The following is a 22,453-nucleotide window of genomic DNA, read 5'->3' on the forward strand; positions in this document are numbered from 1 at the left end:
ATTGGGCCGCCCGCGACGGATACTCGCCGATGTCCCTCCCGACCCGTAGAGCCCGGAGGCACCATCGTGCTGACCACCCGTCGCAGAGCCGTCACCACCATCGCCGCCGCACTGGCCGCCACCGTCGCCGCGCCCGCCTATGCGCAGGCCGCGCAGCAGCACGGCGGACAGACCCGCCCGAGGCCGCTGCGCCGGGCCCACGCCCACAACGACTATCTGCACCAACGGCCCCTGCACGACGCCCTGTCGCACGGCTTCACCAGCGTGGAGGCGGACATCTTCCTCGTGGACGGCGAGCTGCTCGTCGCCCATGAGCCGGCGGACCTCGACCCGGCCCGCACCCTGCGCTCGCTCTACCTCGACCCGCTTCTCGCCCGCGTGAAGACCAACCACGGCTCGGTGTACCGCGGTTACCGGCGACCCGTACAACTCCTGATCGACATCAAGACGGACGGCGTCAACGCCTACCTCGAACTCGACCGCCAGCTGCGGCACTACCGGCGGATGCTGAGCAGCTACTCCCACGGCCGGGTCCACCTCGGCGCCGTCACCCCCGTCATCTCCGGCGACCGCGCGGCCCGCGTGCCCATGGAGGCCCAGCGGCAGCGGTACGCCTTCTACGACGGCCGCCTCGACGACCTCGGCACCGCCGCCCCCGCCTCCTTCGTCCCGCTGATCTCCAGCAACTGGACGCAGAGCTTCACCTGGCTGGGTACGGGCCCGTTCCCGGCCGCCGAGCGGCAGAAGCTGCACGCGATCGTCGCCGAGGCCCACGGTCACGGTCAGCGGGTGCGCTTCTGGGCCACCCCCGACGTGGCGGGGGCCGCCCGCGACGCTATGTGGAGCGAGCTGCTCGCCGCCCGGGTCGACCACATCAACACGGACGACCTGGCGGGCCTGGAGAGCTTCCTGCGCGCCCGCGGCGAGTAATCGAACTGACCCGCAGACAACACCCGTACGGCGGACACGCCAGTCGGCCGTACGGGCCCCTCACTGCGCCAGACTGACCGCCGTACGCCGCGATCCCCGCGCGGCGCAGGAGGTTGGCGATGGCCATTTCGATCTCGATCGTGCTGCTTCTGCTCGTTCTCGCAGTGATCTTTCTGCGCAACGGCGGACTGAAGATGTCCCACGCGGTTGTCTGCGCCCTGCTCGGGTTCTACCTCGCGAGCACCAGCATGGCGCCGACCATCCAGGAGGGCATCGCGGCCACGGCCAACGTGGTCGGCAGCCTCAGGCCGTGACGTCGCCCGGGCGGCGTCGTCAGCCGCCGTCCACCACATGCGAGCGGATGAGGAATCGCACGCCCTCCGGCGCCTCCAGCGAGAAGCCGCTGCCCCGGCCCTCGACGACATCGACGACGAGCCGGGTGTGGCTCCACACCGCGTACTGGCTCTTGGAGATCCAGAACGAGACCGGCTCCTCGACGCCCTCCACCCGGAGATCCTCCAGCAGGACGTCGGACTCGCCCGTACGGAACTCTCCGTCCAGGTAGCACATCGGCGCGCTGCCGTCGCAGCAGCCGCCGGACTGGTGGAACATCAGCGGACCGTGGGCGGTGCGCAGCCGCCTCAGCAGATCGGCGGCTGCGGGGGTCAGCTCCACGCGCGGGGCATCACTCATCCCGCCAGCAGAGCACCGGCGAGGTTGCAACGCCGTTGCAGCGCCTTCCCGGAAGATCTTTCCCTGGGGTGTCGATCGGGCGAGGTCCCGTTCGACATACGGATGAGCGCGCGAGAGGGGTGCGCCACGGAAGCAGGAGGAACGGCCATGAGGAAGATCATTTACTACGTCCACTCGTCGCTCGACGGACACATCGACGGGCCCGGCGGGGCCTTCGACTGGACGCTGCTCGGACCGGAACTCGCCGCGTACAGCGACAGCCTGCAGGAACGCGCCGACACCTTCCTCTACGGGCGCGTGGTCTGGGAGATGATGGCGGGCTACTGGCCCCACGCCGAGTCGATCTCAGACGACCCGCACGACCTCGCCTTCGCGCCCGTCTGGCGCCGGACTCCGAAAATCGTCTTCTCCCGGACGCTGGAACAGCCCGAAGGCAACGTCCGAGTGATCGGCGGGGATCTCGCCGAAGAGGTCACCACCCTGAAGCTGAGCCCGGGCAAGGACCTGCTGCTGATGGGCGGTTCGACGCTGCCGGCCGCCCTCACGGACCTCGGTCTGATCGACGAGTACCACATCGTCGTGCACCCGGTGGTCCTCGGCGGCGGCAAGCCGCTGTTCCTCCAGGGCAAGGACCGGCTCAACCTCCAGTTCGTCGAATCGCGGTCCTTCGATGCACGGACCGTGCTGCTCCGCTACGAGCGTCCGGCGGGATGAATGCCCGGATCCCGGGTGTTGAAGCGAGAAGCAAGTCTTCGACTCTTCGACGACGGGACGGATGCCATGCCTCTTGAGGGCGAGTACGAGCCGAGCACCCAGAAGTGGGTACGCGACCAGGTCGACCTGTACGAAAGCTCCGGCGGCACGAAGGGGATCACGCTGCGGGGCCTGCCCGTCATCGTCCTGACCACACGCGGCGCCAGGAGCGGCAAGATCCGTAAATCCCCGTTGATGCGGGTGGAGCACGAGGGCACGTACGCCGCGGTGGCATCGCTGGGCGGCGCGGCCAAGAACCCGGTCTGGTACTACAACGTCGTGGCCGACCCGCGGGTCGAGCTCCAGGACGGACCGGTGCGCCAGGACATGACGGCGCGTGAGGTGACGGGTGAGGAGAAGGCGCTGTGGTGGGAGCGCGCGGTCGCGGCCTACCCCGACTACGCCGCCTACCAGAGGAAGACGGAGCGCGTGATCCCGGTGTTCGTCCTCGAGCCGGTGGACAAGGAGCACTGACGGGTGGGGTGAGGGTGTGGGTCAGGGCTGAGCGTTCGCGAGTGCGGCCTGCAGCCCGGGCGCCGACTTCGCCGCTGCGGCAGTGTCCTTGTGGTCGGCCGCGTCCCGCAGTTCGCGCAACAGGCCGTCGATCTGCGCCGCTTTCCCGGCCACGGTGTGGTGGCGGGCTCGTGCCCAGGTGAGTTCGAGACCGGTGACGTCCCCGGCGACCGCACCCGGGTCGCCGGCGGCGGCATCGGTCGCCAACTGCCGTGCCCACAAGGACATCCGGGCCGCCTCGACGGCTACGAGCGGTTCATAGCGCAGATGCAGATCGAGGTCGTTCTGCGCGACCCTGAGCGCCGCGCTGTGCACCTGCTTCGTATCGCCGGACTTGACCGCCGCGGTGAGCGTGTCGACATCGCGGTTCATCTGTTGGGCGAGCAGCGGGGGCACCCTGTCCCCGGTCCGGTAGGCGTCCCATGCGGTCCGCACCTTCCGCACTTCCACCGGGTCCGCCGTACCGCTCTGTGCCGCGCGGACGGAGTCCGACAGGGCGCTCAGGGCGGCAGGCACGGGTCCGGGCTTCGCGTCGGTGGGCACGGCGAGGGACACCGCTTCGAGGTCGCCGTCCGGGCTCCCGGTCGAGAACTCCCCGTATCCGGGGGCGAAGACCTTGTCCTCGCGGCTGCCGTCCATGTGCAGCTCGCGAACCGTCATCGCACCCTTGACGGGCCCGTACGGGCCGTCGATCGTCTGGCCCACGGCCTTGACGCTGACCTCCTCGAAGACGACGCCCGGCACATTCTCCGGCCGGTACACGTCCCCGGCCTTCGGGTGAGCGGGCATGATCATCGCCGCCGGTCCGGTCTTCCCGGCCTTCCAGGTGCCGTCGGTGTCGGCCACCACGCCGTTCTGATAGTTGAAGACATCCTCGCCGAGATACCAGACGGAACCGTCGTCGGCCTGCGCGAACCAGTCGAGCGCGACCTCCTCGATCCGCCCGTCGGACAGAGCCATGTACTGCAGGGTGCGCACCTTCACCTGCTCGCCGTTGATGGCGATGGACGTGGTGCCGGGCAGCAGGCTGAACTCGGTCCGGAACGGCTTGCCGCCGACCTGGCCTCCGTAGATCACCTGCTGGACCTGTGAGCTGGGATGCAGTGGATTGTTGATGGTCGTCGAATGGGAGAAGACCGGCTTGACCCGGTCCACCCGGTCCTTCGCGGGTGCCAGCGGCAGGCACTTTCCGGTCTTCTCTCCGGTGGCCTCGTCGATGATCTGCACGCAGTCCGAACGCGCCTGGGCGTTCCCCGAACCGCTGCCGCAGCCGCCGGTCGCGAGCGTCGCGCCCAGCACCACCGCCACCGCTCCCGCGAGTTTCCCGCTGTTCATGACGCGCCTCCTCGTCTCGTACGCAGACCGTGGCAGCAGGGCGCTGAAGGGACGCTGAACCAAACTGAACCAGCCTTCAGACAAGGTCCTCGCGAGCCGGGAGCGACACCTCGAAACGGGCACCGCCCAGCGCGCCCCCGGACACCGTCACCGCACCGCCGTGCGCCGCGACCAGCTCCGCGACGATCGCAAGCCCAAGCCCGCTGCCGCCGCCGTCCTCCACGGAACGCGAGCGCGCGTCGTCGAGCCGTACGAACCGCTCGAAGATCCGCTCACGCTCGGCCGCGGGCACCCCGGGCCCGTCGTCCTCGACCCCCAGCACGATCCGCCCGTCCTCCTCCGTGAGGTCGAAGGCCACCCGGTGCCGGGCGTGCCGTGCCGCGTTGTCGCCCAGGTTGCGCAGCACGCGCCGCAGGCCCTGCGGATCCGCCGCGAGCCGTGCCGGCGACACCCCGGCCGTGCTGATTCCCAGCTCCGCCGCCGCCGTCCGCAGCCGCCGCGCCTCGTCCAGCACGAGGTCGTCGACGTCGACCGGCCGGCGATCCGGGCGCAGCGCGTGCTCGTCGGCCCGGGCCAGCAGCAGCAGATCGTCGACCAGATGCTGGATGCGCAGATTCTCCGCCAGCACGGTCGCCGCCAGCCCTTCCTGCGTCGCCCGGCCGGGATGGGCGAGCGCGACCTCGGCATGCTGGCGGATGGACGCCACGGGGGAGCGCAGCTCGTGCGAGGCGTCGGAGATGAAGCGCCGCTGCGCCTTCTGGGCCCGCTCCAGGCGGTCCAGCATGCGGTTCATGGTGGCGGCGAGCCCCGCGATCTCGTCCTGTCCGCGGGGCAGCGGCACCCGGCGGTGCAGCTGGGCGGAGGAGATCGCCTCCACCTCCGCGCGGATGGCGGCGACCGGGGCCAGCGCACGCCCGACCGCCATCCAGGTGGCCGCCCCGACCAGCAGAAGCAGCAGCGGCAACCCCACGAGCAGCAGCCTGGTGACGATCTGCGTCGCCTCAGCAACCGCGATCAGCGCCCGCCCGACCAGCACCGTCTTCTGCCCGTCGGGCGCGTCGGCGACCGTTGCCACCACCAGGAACTCGTCCTCGTCCAGCGGGGTCGTGATGCGGCTCTCGCCGTCCCCGCCCGGGCGGGCCAGCGCGGGCAGCTCATCGACATTCGCGCTGGCGGCCACCACATCGCCGTCGGCGTCCAGGACCTGGATGAACTGCTCGTCGCGATCGGCCACCGCCAGCGACGGCACCCCGCGCCCCGACTCGATGACGGCGGCCACCTGCTCGGCACGGGCACGCGCCGCCTGGCGTACGTCGTCCGTCAGCTCGGCCCTGAGCAGCGCGACCAGCGCCACCGCTCCCGCGACCAGCCCCACCGCGACGACCACGACGGCCGCCACCGTCGACCGGAACCTGACCCCGTGCCTAACCGCCATCGGAGGCCAGCCGGTAGCCGCAGCCACGCACGGTCTCGATCGCGGCCCGCCCGAAAGGCCGGTCGAGCTTATTGCGCAGATGACGGACGTAGACCTCGACAATGTTGGGATCGCCGTCGAAGTCGTCGTCCCAGACGTGCGCGAGGATCTCCCGCTTGGACACGGTCTCCCCGCGCCTGCGCAGCAGGAACTCCAGCAACGCCAGCTCCCGGGCGGTCAGTTGGACCCGCTCCCCGCCGCGCGAGACCTCCTTGGCCGCGGGATCGAGCCGCAGATCACCGGCCGTGAGCGCGGCGGGCCGCTCGCGCGGGTCACGGCGCAGCAGTGCCCGCAGCCGGGCCAGGAGCACGGCATACGAGAAGGGCTTGGTCAGATAGTCGTCGGCACCGGTGTCCAGCCCCTCGACCTCGTCCCACTCGCCCTCCTTGGCGGTGAGCATCAGGATCGGCGTCCAGTTGCCCTCGGCGCGCAGGGCCGCGCAGACGCGGTAGCCGTTGAGTCCCGGCAGCATGATGTCGAGGACGATGGCGTCATAGGGGTTCTCGCGGGCCCGCCACAGGCCGTCCGTACCGTCGAAGGCGACATCGACGGCGAAGCCCTCCGCCTCCAGACCGATGCGCAGCCCTTCGGCGAAGCGCTCCTCGTCCTCGACGACCAGCACCCGCATGCCCCGATTGTGGCCCCCGGCACCTGAAGCGGGGCTGAACACGCACGAGTGTCGGCCCGGGAGCGGGCAGCAGCGGCGCCACCGCGAGAAGCTGCGACGCGGGCGTGCCGCCGCGGCTGTGGCCACGGCGGCACTGCCGGGCGTCGTAGGACGACACCGCTTCGGACGTTACGGACAGAGGGTGCGGTCCGGGCCGCCCGGCACCTCGGCTCGTACGCAGCCGCCCGGCAGCCCCCGGTACGGCGAGGATCCGAAGTTGGCGGTCACGGTCAGCGCCGCGTCGCCGAAGGTGGTGCGCTGCACCCGGTGGTCGGCGGTGAGCCGGGTGAAGCCGGTCATCGCCTTGGTACCCGCCGCCTTCTGGAGATGAGCGAAGAAACGCTGGAGCTTTGCGATCTCGGGGCCGTGCTTCTTCAGGCTCGCGCCGTCCAGCGCGAAGTTGAGCGGCGTGTTGTAGAGCATCGCCAGCAGCGCGCGGACGGTCTGCTGCTCGGGCAGCTTGTAGTACCCCAGCTCCCACCGCTCCACGCTCACCACGGAGTCATGGAGCACGGTCTCGTACAACGGCACCCTGTAGCGCGGGTCGTACATCGCGCGGGCGGCGTCGGAGGTGAGCTTCGCGGGCCTGAAGAAGAGATCCGGTGCGTTCTGGGGGGCGTAGCCGCCCCAGGTCTCGCGGTCGCGCTCCAGTGCCCACAGGTGGTCCGACACGGGCGTGCTCGACCCGTGGCTGTAGGCCAGGACGCCGCCCGCCCAACTGCCCGCCGACTCCGAGCCCAGCACCAGTTTCCGCTCGCGCGACAGCATCTCCATACGAGCCAGCCGATTGGCCCGGTCGCGCGACTGTGTGGCCGGGTGCGCGGGGGAGTGGTCGCGGAAGAGCTCGCCCGCCGCGTCGACATCGAGGAAGTAGCTGTTCGCGCCGTTGGCGGTCATCGACCTCGTCCGGTCGGCCAGATAGTGGTGCGTGGGCTCGGCCTGCGCCAGGGCCTGTGAGCTGACGTAGCAGCCCCGGCCGCCGAAGCCGGTCCTCACCTTGCCGTCCGCTCCGCGCACACACGCGTCCGGCCAGACCGGCGCGGGCCACGTGGAGGACGGGGCGTCAGCCGTCGCCGGATCCTGGGCGTTGGACCACGAGTCGTAGGGACCGACCAGGTACCCGGCCTTCCTGGCCGCATTCACGGCCTCCCGCGTCATGGGCCGGGCGTCGGCGTCGTAGCCCAGCCACATCCGGTCCAGGCCCAGTGCTCGCATCCGCTCGACGGACTCCTTGCTCCGCCCGTCGCCCCACAGGTACGCATGGAAGGCGCCGATGAGCCTGCCCGCCTGCGGGTTCTCCTCGATCTTGCGCTCCAGGCTGCCGAGTTGCCCATGCTCGACCAGCCACCGCCGGTAGTCCTTCGCCGCCGCGACCGGCGACGCGTCGGTCAGGGCGAAGGCGACCGTGTAGCGGCGGGTCTCCTCCTTCTCGCTGAAGGCGTGGGTGGTGGCGGTGCGCAGGCGCCCGGCCCGCGAGGCGAACTCGAGCGTGGTCCCGATATCGGTCGGTACCACATAGCTGACGCCGTGGCGCCCCATCGTCCAGCCCCAGAACGGCATGGTCAGCCCGTCGGTGAGCGCGATTCCCCCGCCGCCCGCCAGCTTCGCCCGGTCCGAGTTCCACCACGCGTCCGCCGCCGGGATCGACAGTCCCTCGCCGCGCGGCACCTGTACGGCCGACGCCTGGGGGTCCACCCCGCTGACCGGCCAGGTCAGCTCCGAGTCGCGTGAACTGCGCATCTCGACCACCAGCCGGCCGGCGCGCTCACGAGCCGTAACAGTCAGGCCCCGTTTCGGGTAGTGCCAGGTCGCCGCCGAGTCCCGCAGGGAAACGTCTCCGACCGGGCCGAGATCTTGCGCGGCTTCGGCGGAGAGGACCAGCGAAGTCCCGTCGGCCGCACGGGCGGTGACCCCGAGCGAGGCCGGATCCACGCGCGCCTGGCCGCCCTCGACCGGTACCACGACCGTGCCGCGGTCCAGCCGGGCACGGTTGTCGGGTGGCGCTGCCGAGCCGTGCGGCATGAGGGAGGCGGCGCCGGCGAGGAGTGTTGCGGACACGACGGCCGCGGTCACGGCCCGGACTCGTCGCGAGCCCTGCCGACGATGCTTTGTTTTCTTGGTGAACGGCAACATGGCAGTCACCGTCTTTCTCAAAGGTGAGAGGCAGATGAGAACCACCAGGGCGTGTTTCAGAAGTAGCGCCGTCCGCCCGGAGGGCGGGCCCCGCGGCGTCTGGTGCGTGCAATCGCAAGGCGGAGGATTGCCCTCGTACTGGACGTACTTGGGCGACTCCGACAACACCGCGAGTGCGCGTGCCAGGCGTCGCGGGGTGGGGGTACCTCCCAGGCGAAGCTCTGGGGGAGAAACTTCTAAAACACGCCCTGGGCGCGGCGTGACGTGAGAGATCGCAGAGGACGCGCGTCGGAACAGTCCCCGGGAGGTACGTTTGGGAGCCGTGTCGGTGCTGGTCGTGGATGACGAGCCGGCCACGCGCGAGGCCGTCGCCGAGGCCCTGGAGATCGAAGGCTATGCCGTGGCGCTGGCAGCCGACGGCGCCGAGGCACTGCACAGCGTGGCGGCGCGCCCGCCGGACGCCATCGTGCTTGACGTCCTCATGCCCCGGATGGACGGGCTCGCGTTCTGCCGACGGCTGCGGTCGCTCGGCGACCGCACGCCGATCCTGGTGCTCACCGCGCGCGGCACCGTGGAGGACCGGGTGGGCGGGCTCGACGCCGGGGCCGACGACTATCTCGCCAAGCCGTTCGCACTTCAGGAACTCCTCGCGCGGCTGCGGGCCCTGCTTCGTCGCGCCTATCCCGAGGACGGCGACGCGCCGGCTTTCGCGGACCTCACGCTTGACCCGCAGGCGCGACGGGGGCGGCGCGGAGGCCGGCTGATCCAGTTCAGCCAAACCGAGTTCGCTCTCCTGGAATTGCTGGTCCGCAACGCGGGCCATGTGCTGACCCGTGAAGTCATCATGGACCGCGTCTGGGGTTACGACTTCGGGCCCGGTTCCAACTCCGTGGAGGTCTACATCCGTTACGTGCGCCGCAAGCTCGAAGCGGACGGCGAACGGCGCCTGGTGCACACCGTGCGCGGGCTCGGCTACCGGCTGGCGCTGGAATGAAACCGGAACTCCTGACTTTCTGGCGGCGGCTGTCGATCCGCAGCCGGATGGCCGGCACCGCGGCGCTCGCGGTCGCCCTCGCCGTCGCAGCGATGGCCGTGGTCGGCTACGTCGCAGCCGACCGCCAGGCCCATCGCGAGCTGGATCTCGGGCTGGTCCGCGAGGCCAACGGGATCAAACGGCAGGTCCAGAGCGGTACTTGGTCGGCGGCCGGCCCCTGTGCCTGGCTGTCCGCCCCTGCCTGCGTGCAACTCGTGGGCTCCGACGGAGAGGTCAGCGCCGAGGGCGCGACCGAGCGGGGCGCGCTCGACACCCGTGACGCGCGGGCCGTCGCAGGCGGCAGGAAGACCGCGTTCTTCAGCACCGCCCGGCTTCAGGGCCACCCGGTCCGCGTCTACACCGCGCCGGTCGCCCAGGGCCGGGCGGTGCAGGTCTGGGTGCGCTCCGACGGGGTGGAGCGCGGTGTGGCACGCGTCCGTACGGTACTGATCGAAGCCGGAGCCGCAGGCGTGCTCCTCGCCTGCCTTCTCGGGTACCTCGTCGCCCGCACCAGCCTCGCCCCGCTGGCCCGGCTGACAGCCGTCGTCGAGCGGATCGCCGCGACCCGTGACACCCGGCACCGCATCGCTGTCACCGGCCACGACGAAGCGGCCCGGCTGACGGGCAGCTTCAACACGATGCTGACGGCTCTGCACGACTCGCTCACCGCCCAGCGCCGCCTGGTCGCGGACGCCTCCCACGAGCTGCGCACTCCGCTGACCAGCCTGCGCACCAACGCCGAACTCCTGGCCAGGATCGCCCCCGACGACGTCCGCCGCCGCGAACGCGCCACGAAGGCTCTGGACCGGCAGATCAGCGAGCTGGTGGACCTGGTGGAGGATCTGGCGGAGCTGGCGCGGGGCGACGAAGGGGCGGACGAACCGGCCGACGACCTCCGCCTCGACGCGGTCGTGACCCAGTGCGTGGACCGGGCTCGCGCGCATCGGCCCGCCACGGTGTTCACGGTCGAGACCGAGCCCACACTGATCTTCGGCGTACGTGCCCGGCTGGCTCGCGCGACGGCGAACCTGCTCGACAACGCGGCCAAGTTCAGCCCCGAAGGCTCCGTGGTGGAAGTCCGGCTGCGTGACGGTGAGCTCACCATACGTGATCACGGTCCGGGCATCGACCCTGGCGACCTGCCGCACATCTTCGACCGCTTCTACCGCGCCCCGGCCGGCCGCGCCCGCCCCGGCTCGGGCCTTGGCCTGTCCATCGTCGCCCAGGCCGCGGCCCTGCACGGTGCCACAGCCACAGCCGAGCCCGCGGAGGACGGCGGGACGGTCATGCGCCTGTCCTTCCGGGCGGCCGGGGGCCGGGAAGGCTCGTCACACCCCTCGTGATCATCGCACTCGTGATTGTGTGAATCGTGGCTCGAAATGGCCCCGCCTCAGGGGGACTTGCCGTATCGGGGGCCGGGGCGCGCGGCCCTGGCTTTGGAGGTTTGCCCAGGTAGAGGCCCCGAGGGCGGCTCTTTCTTTGGAGAAGTCTACGATGTTCGCCGAGTTCCTCTCTGGCGTTGGATATGCGTCACACAGGACGAAGAGCCGACGGAGACACCGCGAGCCTTCGAGCCCCCTGCGACTGGCTGAAACCAGGGTGCGCCATCGTCGTCGCGCCAGGGATAACCAGAGGACCTCTCACTACCTACCTCTTGAAGGGCAAGGCGGAGATGGCACGAGTCGCCCCGCTTTCCGCTGCCGGAAAGCAAAGTGAGCACCCGGTCGACGAGGTGCTCCCCCTCCCGAAACTGGCTCTCTACGGGTTTCAGCACGTCCTGGCGTTCTACGCCGGTGCCGTGATCGTCCCGATCATCGTGGGCGGGGCCCTCGGGCTCAGCCGCGAAGAGCTCGTCTATCTGATCAACGCAGACTTGTTCACCTGCGGTATCGCCTCGATCATCCAGGCTCTCGGCATCGGCCGGATAGGCGCGCGGCTGCCGCTGATCCAAGGGGTCACCTTCACCGCGGTGTCCCCTATGATCGCGATCGGCCTCGGCGCCGGCGGTGGCACTGCCGCCCTGCTGGTGATCTACGGCGCGGTGATCACCGCGGGCTTCGCCACCTTCGCCTTCGCCTGGCTCCCCGCCCGGGCCTTCAAGGCGGTGCTGGGACTCTTCCCGCCGGTGGTCACCGGCACGGTGATCACCGTCCTGGGTCTGGTCCTCATCCCGGTGGGGCTTAACGACGCGGCGGGCGGGGTGGGCAGCCCGCACTTCGGCGATCCCAAGAACTTCGCCTACGCCGGCGGCACCATGGCCTTCATTCTGGTGCTGATGAAGATCGGCCGGCCGTTCCTGTCCAGCATCGCCATCCTGCTCGGGCTGGTGGGCGGCACCGCGGCCGCCTTCCTGCTGGGTGACGCGAGCTTCACCGACGTCGGCAAGGCGGACTGGGTGGGCGTCACCACCCCGTTCCACTTCGGCGTCCCGCAGTTCCAGTGGTTCCCGATCCTGCTGATGCTGATCGTCATGCTGATCACCATGGTGGAGACCACCGGTGACACGTACGCCATCGGCGACATCGTGGGCAAGAAGATCGACGGCGAGACCGTGGCTCGCGCCCTGCGCGCCGACGGCGCCGCGACCGCCCTCGGAGGTGTGCTCAATTCCTTCCCGTACGTCGCCTTCGCCGAGAACGTCGGCCTGGTGCGGATGACGAAGGTCAAGAGCCGCTTCGTGGTCGTCGCGGCCGGTGTTTTCATGATCGTGCTGGGAATGCTGCCGAAGGCCGCCGCCGCGGTCGCCTCGGTGCCGCACCCAGTGCTCGGTGGCGCCGCGACCGTGATGTTCGCGATGGTCGCCCTGGCCGGTATCCAGACCCTGGCCAAGGTGGATCTCAAGGAGGAGAAGAACGCCCTGGTGGTGGGCGTCTCGCTGGCGATGGCCCTGCTGCCGTCCACCGTCCCCGTGCTGTTCAAGGAGCACATGAACGCGGACCTCGCCTCGCTGCTGAACAGCGGCGTCACGCTCGGCGCGAGCACCGCGATCCTGCTGAACCTGGTCCTCAATCGCCTGGGCCCGAAGGAGCCGCAGAGCGAGCCGGAGGTGGCGGACGGTGTGGTGACGGGCGTGGACCAGGCGGACGCCGCCCCGGCTCATCCCGCTCCTGCACCCGCCGGGGTGCCGGCCCAGGTCGCCCCCGCCGGTGCGTCGGCGGACGAGCCGGACGGCGCCTAGGATCTCCCGCCGGGCTCGCTCGCGGGCCCGGCGGACCGCTTCAGTCCATTGCCGCCGGTTGGACCTGGCCGCGTACGAGGCCGGTGACGTGGTCGGTGATCATGTCGAGGATGTCCGCCGAGGCGGTGTCATTGCCGAGGACGAGGAAGTTCAGGGTCAGTCCGTCGGTCATGGCGGCCAGATAGCGGGCCAGCACGGGGCCGGGCACGCTGAGTTCGAACCCCATGCTGTGACGCAGTTGCTCGATGAGTTCGCCGTAGGTGTCGCAGTAGAGCGCGTACTGCCGCCGTGCCAGATGCTCGAACCCCGGGCGGCGCAGGGCGTACTGCGTGAGTTCGTACGTGAGCATGTGCTCGCCGGGGTTGGCGGTCACATGGTCCCAGTAGGCCTGGAAACCGGCCCGGATGGTCTCCCTGAGGGTGGCCTTCGGGCGGATCGCTTCCTTCACCAGCGTGACGGAGTGATCGGTGATCGTCGCCATGACGGACTCGATCAGGGCCTGCTTGGAGTCGAAGCAGTAGTGGAAGACGCTGAGTGACACGCCCGCCTCGGCCGCGATGGACCGGGTCGTCGTCCTGGAGACGCCGTCGCGGGTCATCGCGCGGATCGCTGCCTCGATCAGCTGTCGGCGCCGCTCGGCCGACGGCATGCGTGCCATGTCGTTTCCTTCGTTCTTGTGCCGCGCGGAAGCAACCGGCCGGGGCCGGCCGGATCAGGAGAACTGATCCGGCCGGCCCCGGCCGTTGGGGACTCCATGGGTGGTGTCAGCTGCTGTAGACGCCGACTTCGCGGAGGGAGTAGCCCCACTTGGTGCCGCGCTCCAGGCCGTGGACGCGGACGTAGCGGGCCGGCGTACCGGTGAACTGCGCCGTGTCCAGGCCGCCGTCACCGGCGGTCGTGGACCATACGGACTGCCAGTTCGTGCCGTCGCTGGAGACCTCGATGCGGTACGCCTTCCCGTAGGCGCGCTCCCAGTTGAGGGTGACGCGCTTGATCAGGCTCTGGGTGCCGAGGTCGATCCGTAGCCACTGGTCGTCGCTCCAGTCGCTCGCCCAGCGGGTGTCCGCGTTGCCGTCCACGGCCCGGTCGGGTGCATAACTCGTGAACAGGCTCCACTCCGACGAACTGGCCGAGGTGGACGAGCCCGCGGCAAGGTTCACCCCGGCCTTGTGGTTCTCGGACGCCTTCCAGGTGCCGAGGTAGGACTCGGCGCCCCGGAAGAGGTCGTCCACGACACCCTGGCCGCCGACGAGTCGTATGTCCTCGATCCAGTCAGGGACCAGGCCGTAGTGCGCGGCGCCGTCGGTGTTGATGTCCCAGGTGCGCTCGCCGGTGGTCTGCCTGTCGAGGACGGCGCTGCCGTCGGTGCTGCGGAAGGGGTACTTCACCGGGTTCGGGGTGTCCGCGCCGCGGGGGCCGGGCCAGCCGCCCACGCCGTTCATGTCGGTGCCGTATCCGTAGCCGACGTTGTACTTGTCGCGCAGCGCGTCCGTGCGCTTCGCCTCGGCGCTGAAGGCCTCGGCGCCGTTCATGTACTGGGCGACGAAGCCGCCGAGACGGTAGACGCGCTCGGTCCAGCTGAGGTCCATCCAGCTGTGCGAGGAGATCACGCCCGGGTAGGACTCGGACTCGAAGATGTCGAAGGCCTGGCCCGCGGCCTTGACGCCCATATGGTCGATCTCCAGCATCATCTTGCGTTTCATCATGCCGCGCACGGCGTACTCGCCGAGCTCGGTGAGACCGCGGGTGTTGCACTGCGCGTCCGCGGCGTACGACGGGACGTGCACGCCTGCCGGCAGCTCCTTCTCCGCGTTGGGCGCCGCTGCGAGGCCGATGGGGTTGTCGTGCTGCGGGCCTGCGCACTTCTCCGTCTTCCAGAAGGTGCCGGTCGACAGGAACTGGCCGACGTTGATCGCCGTGCCGAGGGTGCCCGAGTCGAATCGGACGCCGCACAGGGCGTTGTCGAACTTGTGGCACAGGAACATGCTGCGTACGCCCAGCTTGTACAGCTCGTCGAGACCGCGGTCGATGTCGGCCCTGCTGCACTGCGCGACGTCGAGGATCTGCTTGCAGCCGAACGGCTCGGAGGTCTCGACGCCCAGAACGACGGCGAGCTTGCCCTGCTGGATGACCTCGCGGGCCTGAGCGGAGTCGGTGACGATCCTGAACCAGCCCTTGCCGGGGCCGCCGTACATCTTGTCGACGTAGGCCTGCAGGTCGTACGTCTTCTGCGCCTGCAGGCGGATGGAGGTCATCTCGTCGCAGCTGCGGTCCTTGAAGAAGTAGACCGAGCAGATCACGCCGTTGGTGACGAGGTCGTTGACGAGCACCCGCTGACCGCCGCGCCAGGCCCGTTCGACCCAGGCGTAGTAGTTCTGCTGGTGGGTCAACGAGTCATGGGCGGGCCAGTCCTTGAACGTCGGCCATCCGTTGGGATCGTGCTTGCCGTCGCCGCCCTTGGTGATGAAGTCGAAGATCGCGAGCGAGCCGTCCGGGTAGTGCTCGGGGCAGTCCTTGAGTGCGTCGGCGATGCCCAGTTCGGAGAACGTCTTGCCGCAGATGAGCCGGCCGCCGAAGGCCTCGTTGGACATCAGGTGGTTGTGTGCGTCGACGAAGCCCCGTACCCGCCCCTGGGCGTCGGTTCCCTTGAAGGGCTCGCCGGTGACATTGATCTGGGAGTCGGGCGCGGGCCGCGCGGCCGGTGTCCACCAGCCCGACTCGGCCGAGGAGTTGGGTGCTGTGCCGAGGACCATGGCCACGACGGTGAGGAGCAACGACAGAACCGCGAGGGGCCTGCGTCGGCGGTGCGAGCGTCGAGTCGTGGTCATCACTCACGCCTTCGGTCGGAGGATTGCGGGGTGGGGGAGCAAGACCGTCCGGAGACCTGACGTGATTGTCATGTCCCACGCGAACGATGCGACGAGAATCGCGGCTGTGAGACTCGGAGTCAATAGTCCGGGACGGATGACCTGATGGGTCGTCGGCTCCGTCGCGGACGCCCGTAACGCTGCCTGTGATGCCGCCGGTGGCGCTGCCCGTGATGCCGCCTGCGATGGCCGCCCGTGAGAAGATCCCTTCGCGCCGTGTGCGCTGGTTTCCTGCCGCGGAAGGTGACGATGTACGCGATATCCCTGGGCGACGACGGCGCCGAACTGCGACCGCTCGAACCGTGGCAGGCCGAGGAGTTCCTGACTCACGTGGACCGGGGACGGGAGTTCATCGGGCAGTACAACGCGCTGCCCGATGTCGTAACGGACCTGGAGTCGAGCCGGACGTTCCTCCAGGCGTACGCGGAGAAGGCGGCGGCCGACGCCGGGCGGCTCTACGGCATCTGGACGGACGGCAAGCTGGTCGGCGCGGTCCTCTTCCGGAGGATGGACACGGAGCAGGGCACCGCCGAGGCGGGCTGCTGGCTGGAGCCGTCGGCGGTGGGCAAGGGGCTGGTGACCCGGGCCGCGCGCGTGATCATCGATTGGGCCGTCGAGGAGCGGGGCATCCACCGCGTGGAGTGGTGGGTCTCGGCGGCGAACGAACCCAGCATCGCCGTGGCCCGGCGGCTCGGAATGACGAAGGACGGCGTGCTGAGGGAGAGCTACCTGTACCGGGGGCAACGGCACGACGAGGAGGTCTGGTCGGTGCTTGCACCGGAGTGGCGGGCGGGCAAGCGGGCGTTTTGACAGCTCAGGTTGTCGGCCCGTCGGCTCAGCCGCTGAACGTCACGCGCTTCGTCCGAACGTCACGTCCTTCGTCTCCGTGACGCCGGCGGTGCGGCCGGGCGCAGTCTCGTACTGCCAGTACAGGTTCGTGTGCGCGATGACCTTGTCCGGCGGCGGAGCGCCCCACGCGCTCTGGTCCTGCGACGTGTGCGCGTCACCGACGAGCGTCACGTCGTAGCCACGCACAAAAGCGCCATGGATCGTGGACCGGACGCAGGCATCCGTCTCCGCGCCGGTCACGACCAGACGTCCGACTCCCGCCTCGGCCAGCACCTCCTCCAAGTCGGTGTCCTCGAAGGAGTCCCCGAACATCTTGTGCACCAACGGCTCCGACTCCTGGCGTGCCAGTTCCGGGACGTACTCCCAGGCCTCACTGCCCTTCTCCAGGTGATCGTCGGAGTGCTGGACCCAGACGATCGGGACACCCTCGGTGCGAGCCCTGTCGACGAGCGTGCGGATGTTGGCGATGACCGCGTCGCGCCGGTGCGCATCGGCCACCACACCGTTCTGGACGTCGATCACCATCAAGGCGGTGTGGGGTCGATCTGCCAGCGTGGTCATGACGATCTCCTCTGCTGCTCGGACGGGCTCATGCCACGGGGATCACGCTAGGCCGATCCGCCGGCAACCGCTCGAGGCGTGAAAGAGCGCGATGTTGCGTCGTTTGCCGTATCGGCAAACCGACTTTGCCGCCACGGCAGTCGGGCGCACTGTGGGCGCAGGGCCGGCCGACCGTGAGACCACGGCCCCCACAACACCGCGCGGCTCAAGCCGCCACTCAACGGAGCTCATGTTGAAGCCAATTGTCGCTGGACGAGATGAACCAGTAGCTGGAAACCCGGAACGGACGGCCTCAGTCCGGTGGGCGCTCGCCGGCCTTTCGCTGTCCATGCTGCTGTCCTCGCTCGGCACCAGCATCGCCAATGTTGCCCTGCCGACGTTGGCACAGGCATTCACCGCCTCGTTCCAGGAAGTCCAGTGGATCGTCCTCGCCTATCTCCTCGCCATCACCACCCTGATCGTCAGTGTCGGACGGCTCGGCGACATCATCGGCCGCCGGCGGCTCCTGCTGGCCGGAATCGTCCTGTTCACGGTGGCCTCGGTCCTGTGCGGCGTCGCACCCACGCTCTGGATGCTGATTGCCGCCCGGGCGGCGCAGGGGCTCGGAGCGGCCATCATGATGGCCCTCACCATGGCGTTTGTCGGTGAGACGGTTCCGAAGGCACAGACCGGTAGCGCCATGGGGCTGCTCGGAACGATGTCCGCGATCGGCACCGCTCTCGGTCCATCGCTCGGCGGCGTTCTGATCTCCGGACTCGGTTGGCGGGCCGTCTTCCTCGTCAACGTACCGCTGGGCATCCTGACTTTCGTTCTCGCGCATCGCTGCCTGCCCGCCGACCGCCGGGAGCCGAAGGCTGGTCGGACCGGTTTCGACAATGTGGGCACACTGCTGCTCGCTCTGACGCTCGCGGCCTACGCACTCGCCATGACGATCGGGCACGGCAGTTTTGGTCCGCTCAACATGGCTCTGCTGTTGGCTGCCGCCTTCGGAGTCGGCGTCTTCGTCCTCGCCGAGTCGAAGACAGAATCACCCTTGATCCGATTGGCGATGTTCCGCGATCCGGCGCTGAGCGCGGGCCTCGCCATGAGCGCGCTCGTCTCGACGGTGATGATGGCGACGCTGGTGGTCGGGCCGTTCCATCTCTCGCGTGCGCTCGGGCTCGACGCGGCTCTCGTAGGACTTGTCATGTCCGTCGGTCCGCTGGTCGCCGCGCTGAGCGGCGTGCCGGCCGGTCGCATCGTGGACCGTCTCGGCGCACAACGCATGACCTTCCTCGGGCTCATCGGGATGGCGGCCGGCTCGTTCATTCTGTCCGCGATGCCGAGCACGATCGGCATCCCCGGCTACATCGCCCCCATCGTCGTCATCACCGCCGGCTATGCGATGTTCCAGACGGCCAACAACACTGCCGTCATGTCAGATGTCCGCCCGGACCAGCGGGGCGTCATCTCAGGCATGCTGAACCTGTCGCGCAATCTCGGGCTCATCACCGGTGCATCCGTCATGGGCGCCGTGTTCGCGCTCGCCTCGGCGACGACCGACATCACAACGGCGCACCCGGGGGCCGTTGCCACCGGTATGCGGATCACCTTCGCGGTCGCGGCGATGCTGATCGTGATCGCGCTCGCCATCGCGGCTGGAGGCCGTGTTCTCGCCCGCCGGTCCTTGGTGACGTGAACCCACGGAACCCGGCGGGCGGATCCCTTGTCCGGTGTGCGCCTCAGGGGCTCGCGTTGAGCTCCGCGACGATCGAGGCGGGGGTGTGGCCACTGCCGTCCGACAGACGGTGGAAGTCGACGGAGACGAAGTTCGGGTTGCGGCCCCCGGCCGCGGTGCGGCACTGGTCGGCGATGCGGTTTCTCAGCTTGGTGCCGTTGTCCAGGGCCGCCGTGAGGACGGTGGGTACGTTGCGGTGGTGGCTCATGGTGAACAGTCGCCGGAATCCGGGCTCTTGGCGGTCCAGGGGCACATCGGACCAGCGGCTGACGCACGCCAGGTCGTTGCCGAGGTCCCCCAGGCTCCAGTAGTTGCTCACCGTCCAGGACTTGTCGTACATGACCCCCAGGTGCTCGCGGTCGGACCGGTCGGAGAAGATCAGCAGGCGCTTTCCGGCGGTGACGAGGTCGGCGACCTTCGGCCATCCGTGCTGTCGTACGCCCCACGCGTCGGGCTGGAGCAGCAGCTCGGACAGCCCGTTGACCCTGCCGAGGGACTGACGCAGCTGCTCCGCGCTGACGTAGTCCTCCAGGAAGACGGTCACGACCTCCTGGGGATGGGTGGCGAGGAAGTCCACGACGGTCTGCATCGTGCCGTGGAAGGACTGCCGTGGCAGGGCGTACGTGGCACCGGCGAAGGTCTTGCAGTCGCCGTGGCACAGGTACACGTCGCTGGGATAGCAGTCGCTCCCGAAGCTGATGATGCACAGCCAGGTGCTGCGCTCGTACCAGTGCGTGTCCAGGCTCAGGCCGCGAACGCCGTTGTCGAGTTGGGCGCGCACCGACTCGGCCTGGTTGGCGGAACTCCAGCGGGAGTCCTCGTAGTTGGTGAAGGCGTTGTGGGTGGTCAGGAAGGCGACCTCGTCGAGTCGGCGATCGCCCCAGCGCGCGGTTGCGGCGTCGGACGCGCCCGCGCCCGTGCCCGCGGAGACGGAGACGGAGACGGTGGAGGTGGTGCCGCCCGCGGCCGAGGCCGTCGAGGCGGTCGCCGCGCCCATGAGGGCCAGGAGAAGGAGGCATACGAAGGAGTGCCGGCGGGCTCTTCGCAGGACCGCGGCGCGAGCGGTCCGCGGGCCGGGCGACGCCAGGCCGCCGCGCATGCGGTCACACGACCGCGGTCGCAACATGTTCATGCCAATCATGCGGCGGAGAGTAGCGCGCGGGCCGTCGATCCGCTTCTCCGCGGACGAGTTCGGCCGGTATCCGACGGCGCGCGGCGCCACTGCGCCACCCGGACCTGCTCCGTGGCTCAGGCCGACGGGGGGCGACAGCGGACCCGTTGAGTGCGGGCGGTGTGCTTGGGTCAGGTGAGGCGACGCCGTACGGCGGCCGACACCCGGTCCACCGCCACGATCAGGACGAGGACCACCATGATGTGGGTCAGCATCTCGTCGAACTGGAACAGCTTGATGGACTGGTTGATGAGGAAACCGATGCCGCCCGCCCCCACCAGGCCGAGCACCAGCGACGAACGCACATTGACGTCGAGCCGGTACAGGAGCAGCCCCGCCAACTGCGGGGTCACCGCGGGCAGCAAGGCGTGCGCGGCGATCTGGATACGGCCGGCGCCCGCCGACCGCAGAACCTGGGCGGGTCCGGGATCGGCGTCCTCCAGGGCCTCGGCCCACAGCTTGCCCATCACGCCCACGTTGTGACAGAGCAGAGCGAGCACGCCGGGGAAGGGGCCCAGCCCGACGGCCGTGACGAAGATCAGCGCGAAAACCACGTCGGGCACCGCGCGCAGGAACGACAGCAGGGAGCGGGCCGCCTGGTAGACCCAGGTGGACGGGGCGGTGCCGCGCGCCGCGAGCAGGGCAAGGGCGAGGGAGAACGGCACCGACAGAGTGGTGCCGAGCAGACCGATCCACAGCGTCGCCAGGGCGCCGTCGAGGCTCGGCCCCAGCACGTCCCACCCCAGAGCGGGCGGGAACGCCTCGCCTATGAAGTCGACCATGCCGCGCCAGCCCTCGGCCAGCGCCGCGAAGGACATGTCCGTGGCGTTCCAGGCGATCACGTGCGCGGTGAGCACCACTGCGGCGATGCCCCAGCCTGCGACGAGCGCGCGGGGGCGCGGCGGCTTGGGTGGCACGGTGAGGCGCCGGACGTCGTCGATGCTGGTGGTCATGAAACGGCCTCCACAACCGCGGGCTGGTACAGGATGTCGAGGTTCTGCTCCGGCGGTCCGTCCAGCAGCACCCGGCCGTCGCGCAGGCCCACGACGCGGTCGGCGTGGCGGGCGGCGAGGGACGGCTGGTGCAGGACGGCGAGTACGGCGAGACCGTCGTCGTGGGCGAGTTCGGCGAGCAGGCTGAGCACCTGCTCCGATGCGGCGGGGTCCAGCGCGGACACCGGTTCGTCGGCGAGAACGACCCGCGGGTGCTGGCACAGGGCGCGGGCCACCGCCACGCGCTGTTGCTGGCCGCCCGAGAGGCTGCCGGCGCGGTCGTGCGCCCGGTCGGCGAGACCGACCCGGTCCAGACAGGCCATGGCCTCCTCGCGCAGGTGCCGCGGGAACAGGGCCGGCGTCAGCGAATGACGCAGACGGAGCCGGCCCAGGGCGCCGGCGCAGACGTTGTCGAGGACGCTGCGCCGGCGGACCAGGTGGATGTGCTGGAAGACCATGGCCATGTCGAGCGGACCGCAGGGCCTTCCGTCGACGGTCACGCTGCCCGCAGCCATCGGTTCCAGTCCGGCGGCGGCACGCAGCAGGGTCGACTTCCCGGAGCCGTTGGCCCCGAGCACGGCCAGCAGCTCGCCGCCGGCGACGGTGACATCGACCCCGTGCAAGACCTGCCGCTCGCCGTACCGCACCGTGATCTGGGACAGCGCGAGCATCAGACGTCCTTCTCGGTGAGGTTGAGCGACGTGGCCAGATCGAAGAGCGGCTGGTACGTCGACTTGTCGACGGCTATCAGGGGCGCCGGCGGGTCGACGTCGAGCAGCGCGCCGAGCTTTCCGACCTTGTCGGCCGGGAGCTTCAGGAGCGCGTCGGTCACAGCCTTCTTGAACGCGGCGTCGAGCTCGCCGCGGACGGTGATCGGGTCGTTGGGGATGGGAGCCGAGGCCCAGACCTTGCGGAACTTCGCCGGGTCGAAGGTGCCGGCGCCGGTGGCGCTCGCCAGCTGCTGGGAGTTGATCTCGGCGGCGTCCACCTTGCCCTTCGCCAGGGCGAGCAGGGCCTCGGGGTGGCCGCCGGCGTAGTTGACCTTGACGTCGGACGTGTTCAGGCCGGCGTCGAGCATGGCCTTGCGGGGGAGGGCGTCGCCGGAGGTCGAACCGATCGACGCCAGGGCGAGGGAGTGGCCCTTGAGGTTCTCGACCGTCTTGATCGGCGAGTCCTTCGGCACCCAGATGCCGGCGGTGTAACTGGACACCTTGCCCTTGCCGTCGCTGAAGGAGGCGACGGCCTCCGCCTCGGCGCGCTTGCTGGCGAACACATAGCCGAGCGGGCCGAAGATGGCGATGTCGAGCTTGCCGTTCTCCATGGCGAGGACCTCCGCGGAGTAGTCCTCGGTGACGGTCAGCTCCACCTCGCAGTCCAGGCTTTCGCCCAGAGCGTCGGCGAGGACCTTGGCGGCGGGTGTCAGCTTGGCCGGATCCTCGAAGGGCTCGACCCCGAAGCGGATCTTGCCGCCGGGGCAGGTGGCCGAGTCGGACGTGGAGGCGTCCGAGGCACCCCCGCAGGCGGTCAGACCGAGGGCTGCGGAAACGGCGAGTGAGGTGGCGAGGGCGAGACGGCGGACAGGCACAG

The 22,453-nt window shown here is 69.8% G+C and carries 21 protein-coding genes; 9 read left to right on the forward strand and 12 right to left on the reverse strand.

Features of this window, described 5'->3' with window-relative positions:
• Window positions 1–63 precede the first annotated feature (63 nt).
• Window positions 64–930, forward strand: coding sequence for a phosphatidylinositol-specific phospholipase C/glycerophosphodiester phosphodiesterase family protein (locus OG741_RS34450; protein ID WP_405605932.1), 867 nt, complete (start codon window positions 64–66; stop codon window positions 928–930).
• 119 nt (window positions 931–1,049) lie between these two features.
• Complete coding sequence (locus tag OG741_RS34455; RefSeq protein ID WP_142212453.1) at window positions 1,050–1,244, forward strand: hypothetical protein; 195 nt, start codon at window positions 1,050–1,052, stop codon at window positions 1,242–1,244.
• Between the two features lie 19 nt (window positions 1,245–1,263).
• On the opposite strand, the gene OG741_RS34460 is transcribed toward OG741_RS34455, so the two are convergent.
• A complete protein-coding gene (locus OG741_RS34460) occupies window positions 1,264–1,623 on the reverse strand; it encodes a DUF779 domain-containing protein (RefSeq protein WP_405604218.1) in 360 nt (119 codons plus the stop codon).
• A gap of 147 nt (window positions 1,624–1,770) precedes the next feature.
• Between OG741_RS34460 and OG741_RS34465 the strand changes: the two genes are divergently transcribed.
• Window positions 1,771–2,337, forward strand: coding sequence for a dihydrofolate reductase family protein (locus OG741_RS34465; protein WP_405604220.1), 567 nt, complete (start codon window positions 1,771–1,773; stop codon window positions 2,335–2,337).
• Window positions 2,338–2,403: 66 nt separating this feature from the next.
• Complete coding sequence (locus tag OG741_RS34470) at window positions 2,404–2,850, forward strand: nitroreductase family deazaflavin-dependent oxidoreductase (RefSeq protein WP_405604222.1); 447 nt, start codon at window positions 2,404–2,406, stop codon at window positions 2,848–2,850.
• A gap of 21 nt (window positions 2,851–2,871) precedes the next feature.
• On the opposite strand, the gene OG741_RS34475 is transcribed toward OG741_RS34470, so the two are convergent.
• From OG741_RS34475 to OG741_RS34490, 4 genes are all read right to left on the reverse strand, one after another.
• The gene (locus OG741_RS34475) at window positions 2,872–4,224 is read right to left on the reverse strand and encodes a hypothetical protein (RefSeq protein WP_405604224.1); all 1,353 of its coding nucleotides are present in this window, start codon (window positions 4,222–4,224) and stop codon (window positions 2,872–2,874) included.
• Window positions 4,225–4,300: 76 nt separating this feature from the next.
• Complete coding sequence (locus tag OG741_RS34480; protein ID WP_405604226.1) at window positions 4,301–5,623, reverse strand: sensor histidine kinase; 1,323 nt, start codon at window positions 5,621–5,623, stop codon at window positions 4,301–4,303.
• Window positions 5,624–5,648: 25 nt separating this feature from the next.
• A complete protein-coding gene (locus OG741_RS34485; RefSeq protein WP_324976122.1) occupies window positions 5,649–6,326 on the reverse strand; it encodes a response regulator transcription factor in 678 nt (225 codons plus the stop codon).
• Window positions 6,327–6,494: 168 nt separating this feature from the next.
• Entirely contained in the window at window positions 6,495–8,423 is a 1,929-nt protein-coding gene (locus OG741_RS34490; RefSeq protein WP_405604228.1) for a glycoside hydrolase, read from the reverse strand.
• A gap of 397 nt (window positions 8,424–8,820) precedes the next feature.
• Here OG741_RS34490 and OG741_RS34495 point away from each other — a divergent pair, with 397 nt between their 5' ends.
• From OG741_RS34495 to OG741_RS34505, 3 genes are all read left to right on the forward strand, one after another.
• Complete coding sequence (locus tag OG741_RS34495; protein ID WP_405604230.1) at window positions 8,821–9,492, forward strand: response regulator transcription factor; 672 nt, start codon at window positions 8,821–8,823, stop codon at window positions 9,490–9,492.
• Window positions 9,489–10,874, forward strand: a complete 1,386-nt coding sequence (locus OG741_RS34500; RefSeq protein ID WP_405604232.1) for a sensor histidine kinase — start codon at window positions 9,489–9,491, stop codon at window positions 10,872–10,874. The genes OG741_RS34495 and OG741_RS34500 overlap by 4 nt, the downstream gene beginning before the upstream one ends.
• 329 nt (window positions 10,875–11,203) lie before the next feature.
• The gene (locus OG741_RS34505) at window positions 11,204–12,709 is read left to right on the forward strand and encodes a nucleobase:cation symporter-2 family protein (protein WP_405604234.1); all 1,506 of its coding nucleotides are present in this window, start codon (window positions 11,204–11,206) and stop codon (window positions 12,707–12,709) included.
• Between the two features lie 40 nt (window positions 12,710–12,749).
• On the opposite strand, the gene OG741_RS34510 is transcribed toward OG741_RS34505, so the two are convergent.
• Together OG741_RS34510 and OG741_RS34515 are read right to left on the reverse strand one after the other, a co-directional pair.
• Window positions 12,750–13,367 carry a TetR/AcrR family transcriptional regulator gene (locus OG741_RS34510; protein WP_405604236.1) on the reverse strand — a complete coding sequence of 206 codons (618 nt, stop codon included), beginning with the start codon at window positions 13,365–13,367 and terminating at the stop codon, window positions 12,750–12,752.
• 106 nt (window positions 13,368–13,473) lie between these two features.
• A complete protein-coding gene (locus OG741_RS34515) occupies window positions 13,474–15,537 on the reverse strand; it encodes a discoidin domain-containing protein (RefSeq protein WP_405604238.1) in 2,064 nt (687 codons plus the stop codon).
• A gap of 288 nt (window positions 15,538–15,825) precedes the next feature.
• Here OG741_RS34515 and OG741_RS34520 point away from each other — a divergent pair, with 288 nt between their 5' ends.
• Window positions 15,826–16,386 (forward strand): GNAT family N-acetyltransferase, encoded by a 561-nt coding sequence (locus OG741_RS34520; protein ID WP_405604240.1) that lies wholly within the window; start codon window positions 15,826–15,828, stop codon window positions 16,384–16,386.
• Window positions 16,387–16,425: 39 nt separating this feature from the next.
• On the opposite strand, the gene OG741_RS34525 is transcribed toward OG741_RS34520, so the two are convergent.
• A complete protein-coding gene (locus tag OG741_RS34525; RefSeq protein ID WP_405604242.1) occupies window positions 16,426–16,986 on the reverse strand; it encodes an isochorismatase family protein in 561 nt (186 codons plus the stop codon).
• Window positions 16,987–17,077: 91 nt separating this feature from the next.
• Here OG741_RS34525 and OG741_RS34530 point away from each other — a divergent pair, with 91 nt between their 5' ends.
• Window positions 17,078–18,664, forward strand: a complete 1,587-nt coding sequence (locus OG741_RS34530; protein ID WP_405604244.1) for an MFS transporter — start codon at window positions 17,078–17,080, stop codon at window positions 18,662–18,664.
• Window positions 18,665–18,707: 43 nt separating this feature from the next.
• Here the strand turns inward: OG741_RS34530 and OG741_RS34535 are convergent, their stop codons facing one another.
• The 4 genes from OG741_RS34535 to OG741_RS34550 all read right to left on the reverse strand — a co-directional run bounded on the left by OG741_RS34535 (window position 18,708) and on the right by OG741_RS34550 (window position 22,451).
• Window positions 18,708–19,700 (reverse strand): PI-PLC domain-containing protein, encoded by a 993-nt coding sequence (locus tag OG741_RS34535; protein WP_405604246.1) that lies wholly within the window; start codon window positions 19,698–19,700, stop codon window positions 18,708–18,710.
• 305 nt (window positions 19,701–20,005) lie between these two features.
• A complete protein-coding gene (gene phnE / locus OG741_RS34540) occupies window positions 20,006–20,827 on the reverse strand; it encodes a phosphonate ABC transporter, permease protein PhnE (RefSeq protein ID WP_405604248.1) in 822 nt (273 codons plus the stop codon).
• Window positions 20,824–21,537 (reverse strand): phosphonate ABC transporter ATP-binding protein, encoded by a 714-nt coding sequence (locus tag OG741_RS34545; RefSeq protein ID WP_405604250.1) that lies wholly within the window; start codon window positions 21,535–21,537, stop codon window positions 20,824–20,826. Before OG741_RS34545 ends, phnE begins: the two co-directional genes overlap by 4 nt.
• Window positions 21,537–22,451, reverse strand: a complete 915-nt coding sequence (locus OG741_RS34550; protein WP_405604252.1) for a phosphate/phosphite/phosphonate ABC transporter substrate-binding protein — start codon at window positions 22,449–22,451, stop codon at window positions 21,537–21,539. The genes OG741_RS34545 and OG741_RS34550 overlap by 1 nt, the downstream gene beginning before the upstream one ends.
• Between the last annotated feature and the right edge of the window lie 2 nt (window positions 22,452–22,453).

The organism is Streptomyces sp. NBC_01410 (genome assembly GCF_045040195.1).
Taxonomy (GTDB): Bacteria; Actinomycetota; Actinomycetes; order Streptomycetales; family Streptomycetaceae; genus Streptomyces.

Coding starts and splice junctions, on each gene's coding strand:
- OG741_RS34525 (WP_405604242.1), bottom strand. CDS start 16,986: ATGACCACGCTGGCAGATCGACCCCACACCGCCTTGATGGTGATCGAC.
- OG741_RS34530 (WP_405604244.1), top strand. CDS start 17,078: ATGTTGCGTCGTTTGCCGTATCGGCAAACCGACTTTGCCGCCACGGCA.
- OG741_RS34475 (WP_405604224.1), bottom strand. CDS start 4,224: ATGAACAGCGGGAAACTCGCGGGAGCGGTGGCGGTGGTGCTGGGCGCG.
- phnE (WP_405604248.1), bottom strand. CDS start 20,827: ATGACCACCAGCATCGACGACGTCCGGCGCCTCACCGTGCCACCCAAG.
- OG741_RS34460 (WP_405604218.1), bottom strand. CDS start 1,623: ATGAGTGATGCCCCGCGCGTGGAGCTGACCCCCGCAGCCGCCGATCTG.
- OG741_RS34510 (WP_405604236.1), bottom strand. CDS start 13,367: ATGGCACGCATGCCGTCGGCCGAGCGGCGCCGACAGCTGATCGAGGCA.
- OG741_RS34520 (WP_405604240.1), top strand. CDS start 15,826: ATGTACGCGATATCCCTGGGCGACGACGGCGCCGAACTGCGACCGCTC.
- OG741_RS34465 (WP_405604220.1), top strand. CDS start 1,771: ATGAGGAAGATCATTTACTACGTCCACTCGTCGCTCGACGGACACATC.
- OG741_RS34515 (WP_405604238.1), bottom strand. CDS start 15,537: ATGACCACGACTCGACGCTCGCACCGCCGACGCAGGCCCCTCGCGGTT.
- OG741_RS34505 (WP_405604234.1), top strand. CDS start 11,204: ATGGCACGAGTCGCCCCGCTTTCCGCTGCCGGAAAGCAAAGTGAGCAC.
- OG741_RS34545 (WP_405604250.1), bottom strand. CDS start 21,537: ATGCTCGCGCTGTCCCAGATCACGGTGCGGTACGGCGAGCGGCAGGTC.
- OG741_RS34455 (WP_142212453.1), top strand. CDS start 1,050: ATGGCCATTTCGATCTCGATCGTGCTGCTTCTGCTCGTTCTCGCAGTG.
- OG741_RS34500 (WP_405604232.1), top strand. CDS start 9,489: ATGAAACCGGAACTCCTGACTTTCTGGCGGCGGCTGTCGATCCGCAGC.
- OG741_RS34470 (WP_405604222.1), top strand. CDS start 2,404: ATGCCTCTTGAGGGCGAGTACGAGCCGAGCACCCAGAAGTGGGTACGC.
- OG741_RS34535 (WP_405604246.1), bottom strand. CDS start 19,700: ATGGGCGCGGCGACCGCCTCGACGGCCTCGGCCGCGGGCGGCACCACC.
- OG741_RS34485 (WP_324976122.1), bottom strand. CDS start 6,326: ATGCGGGTGCTGGTCGTCGAGGACGAGGAGCGCTTCGCCGAAGGGCTG.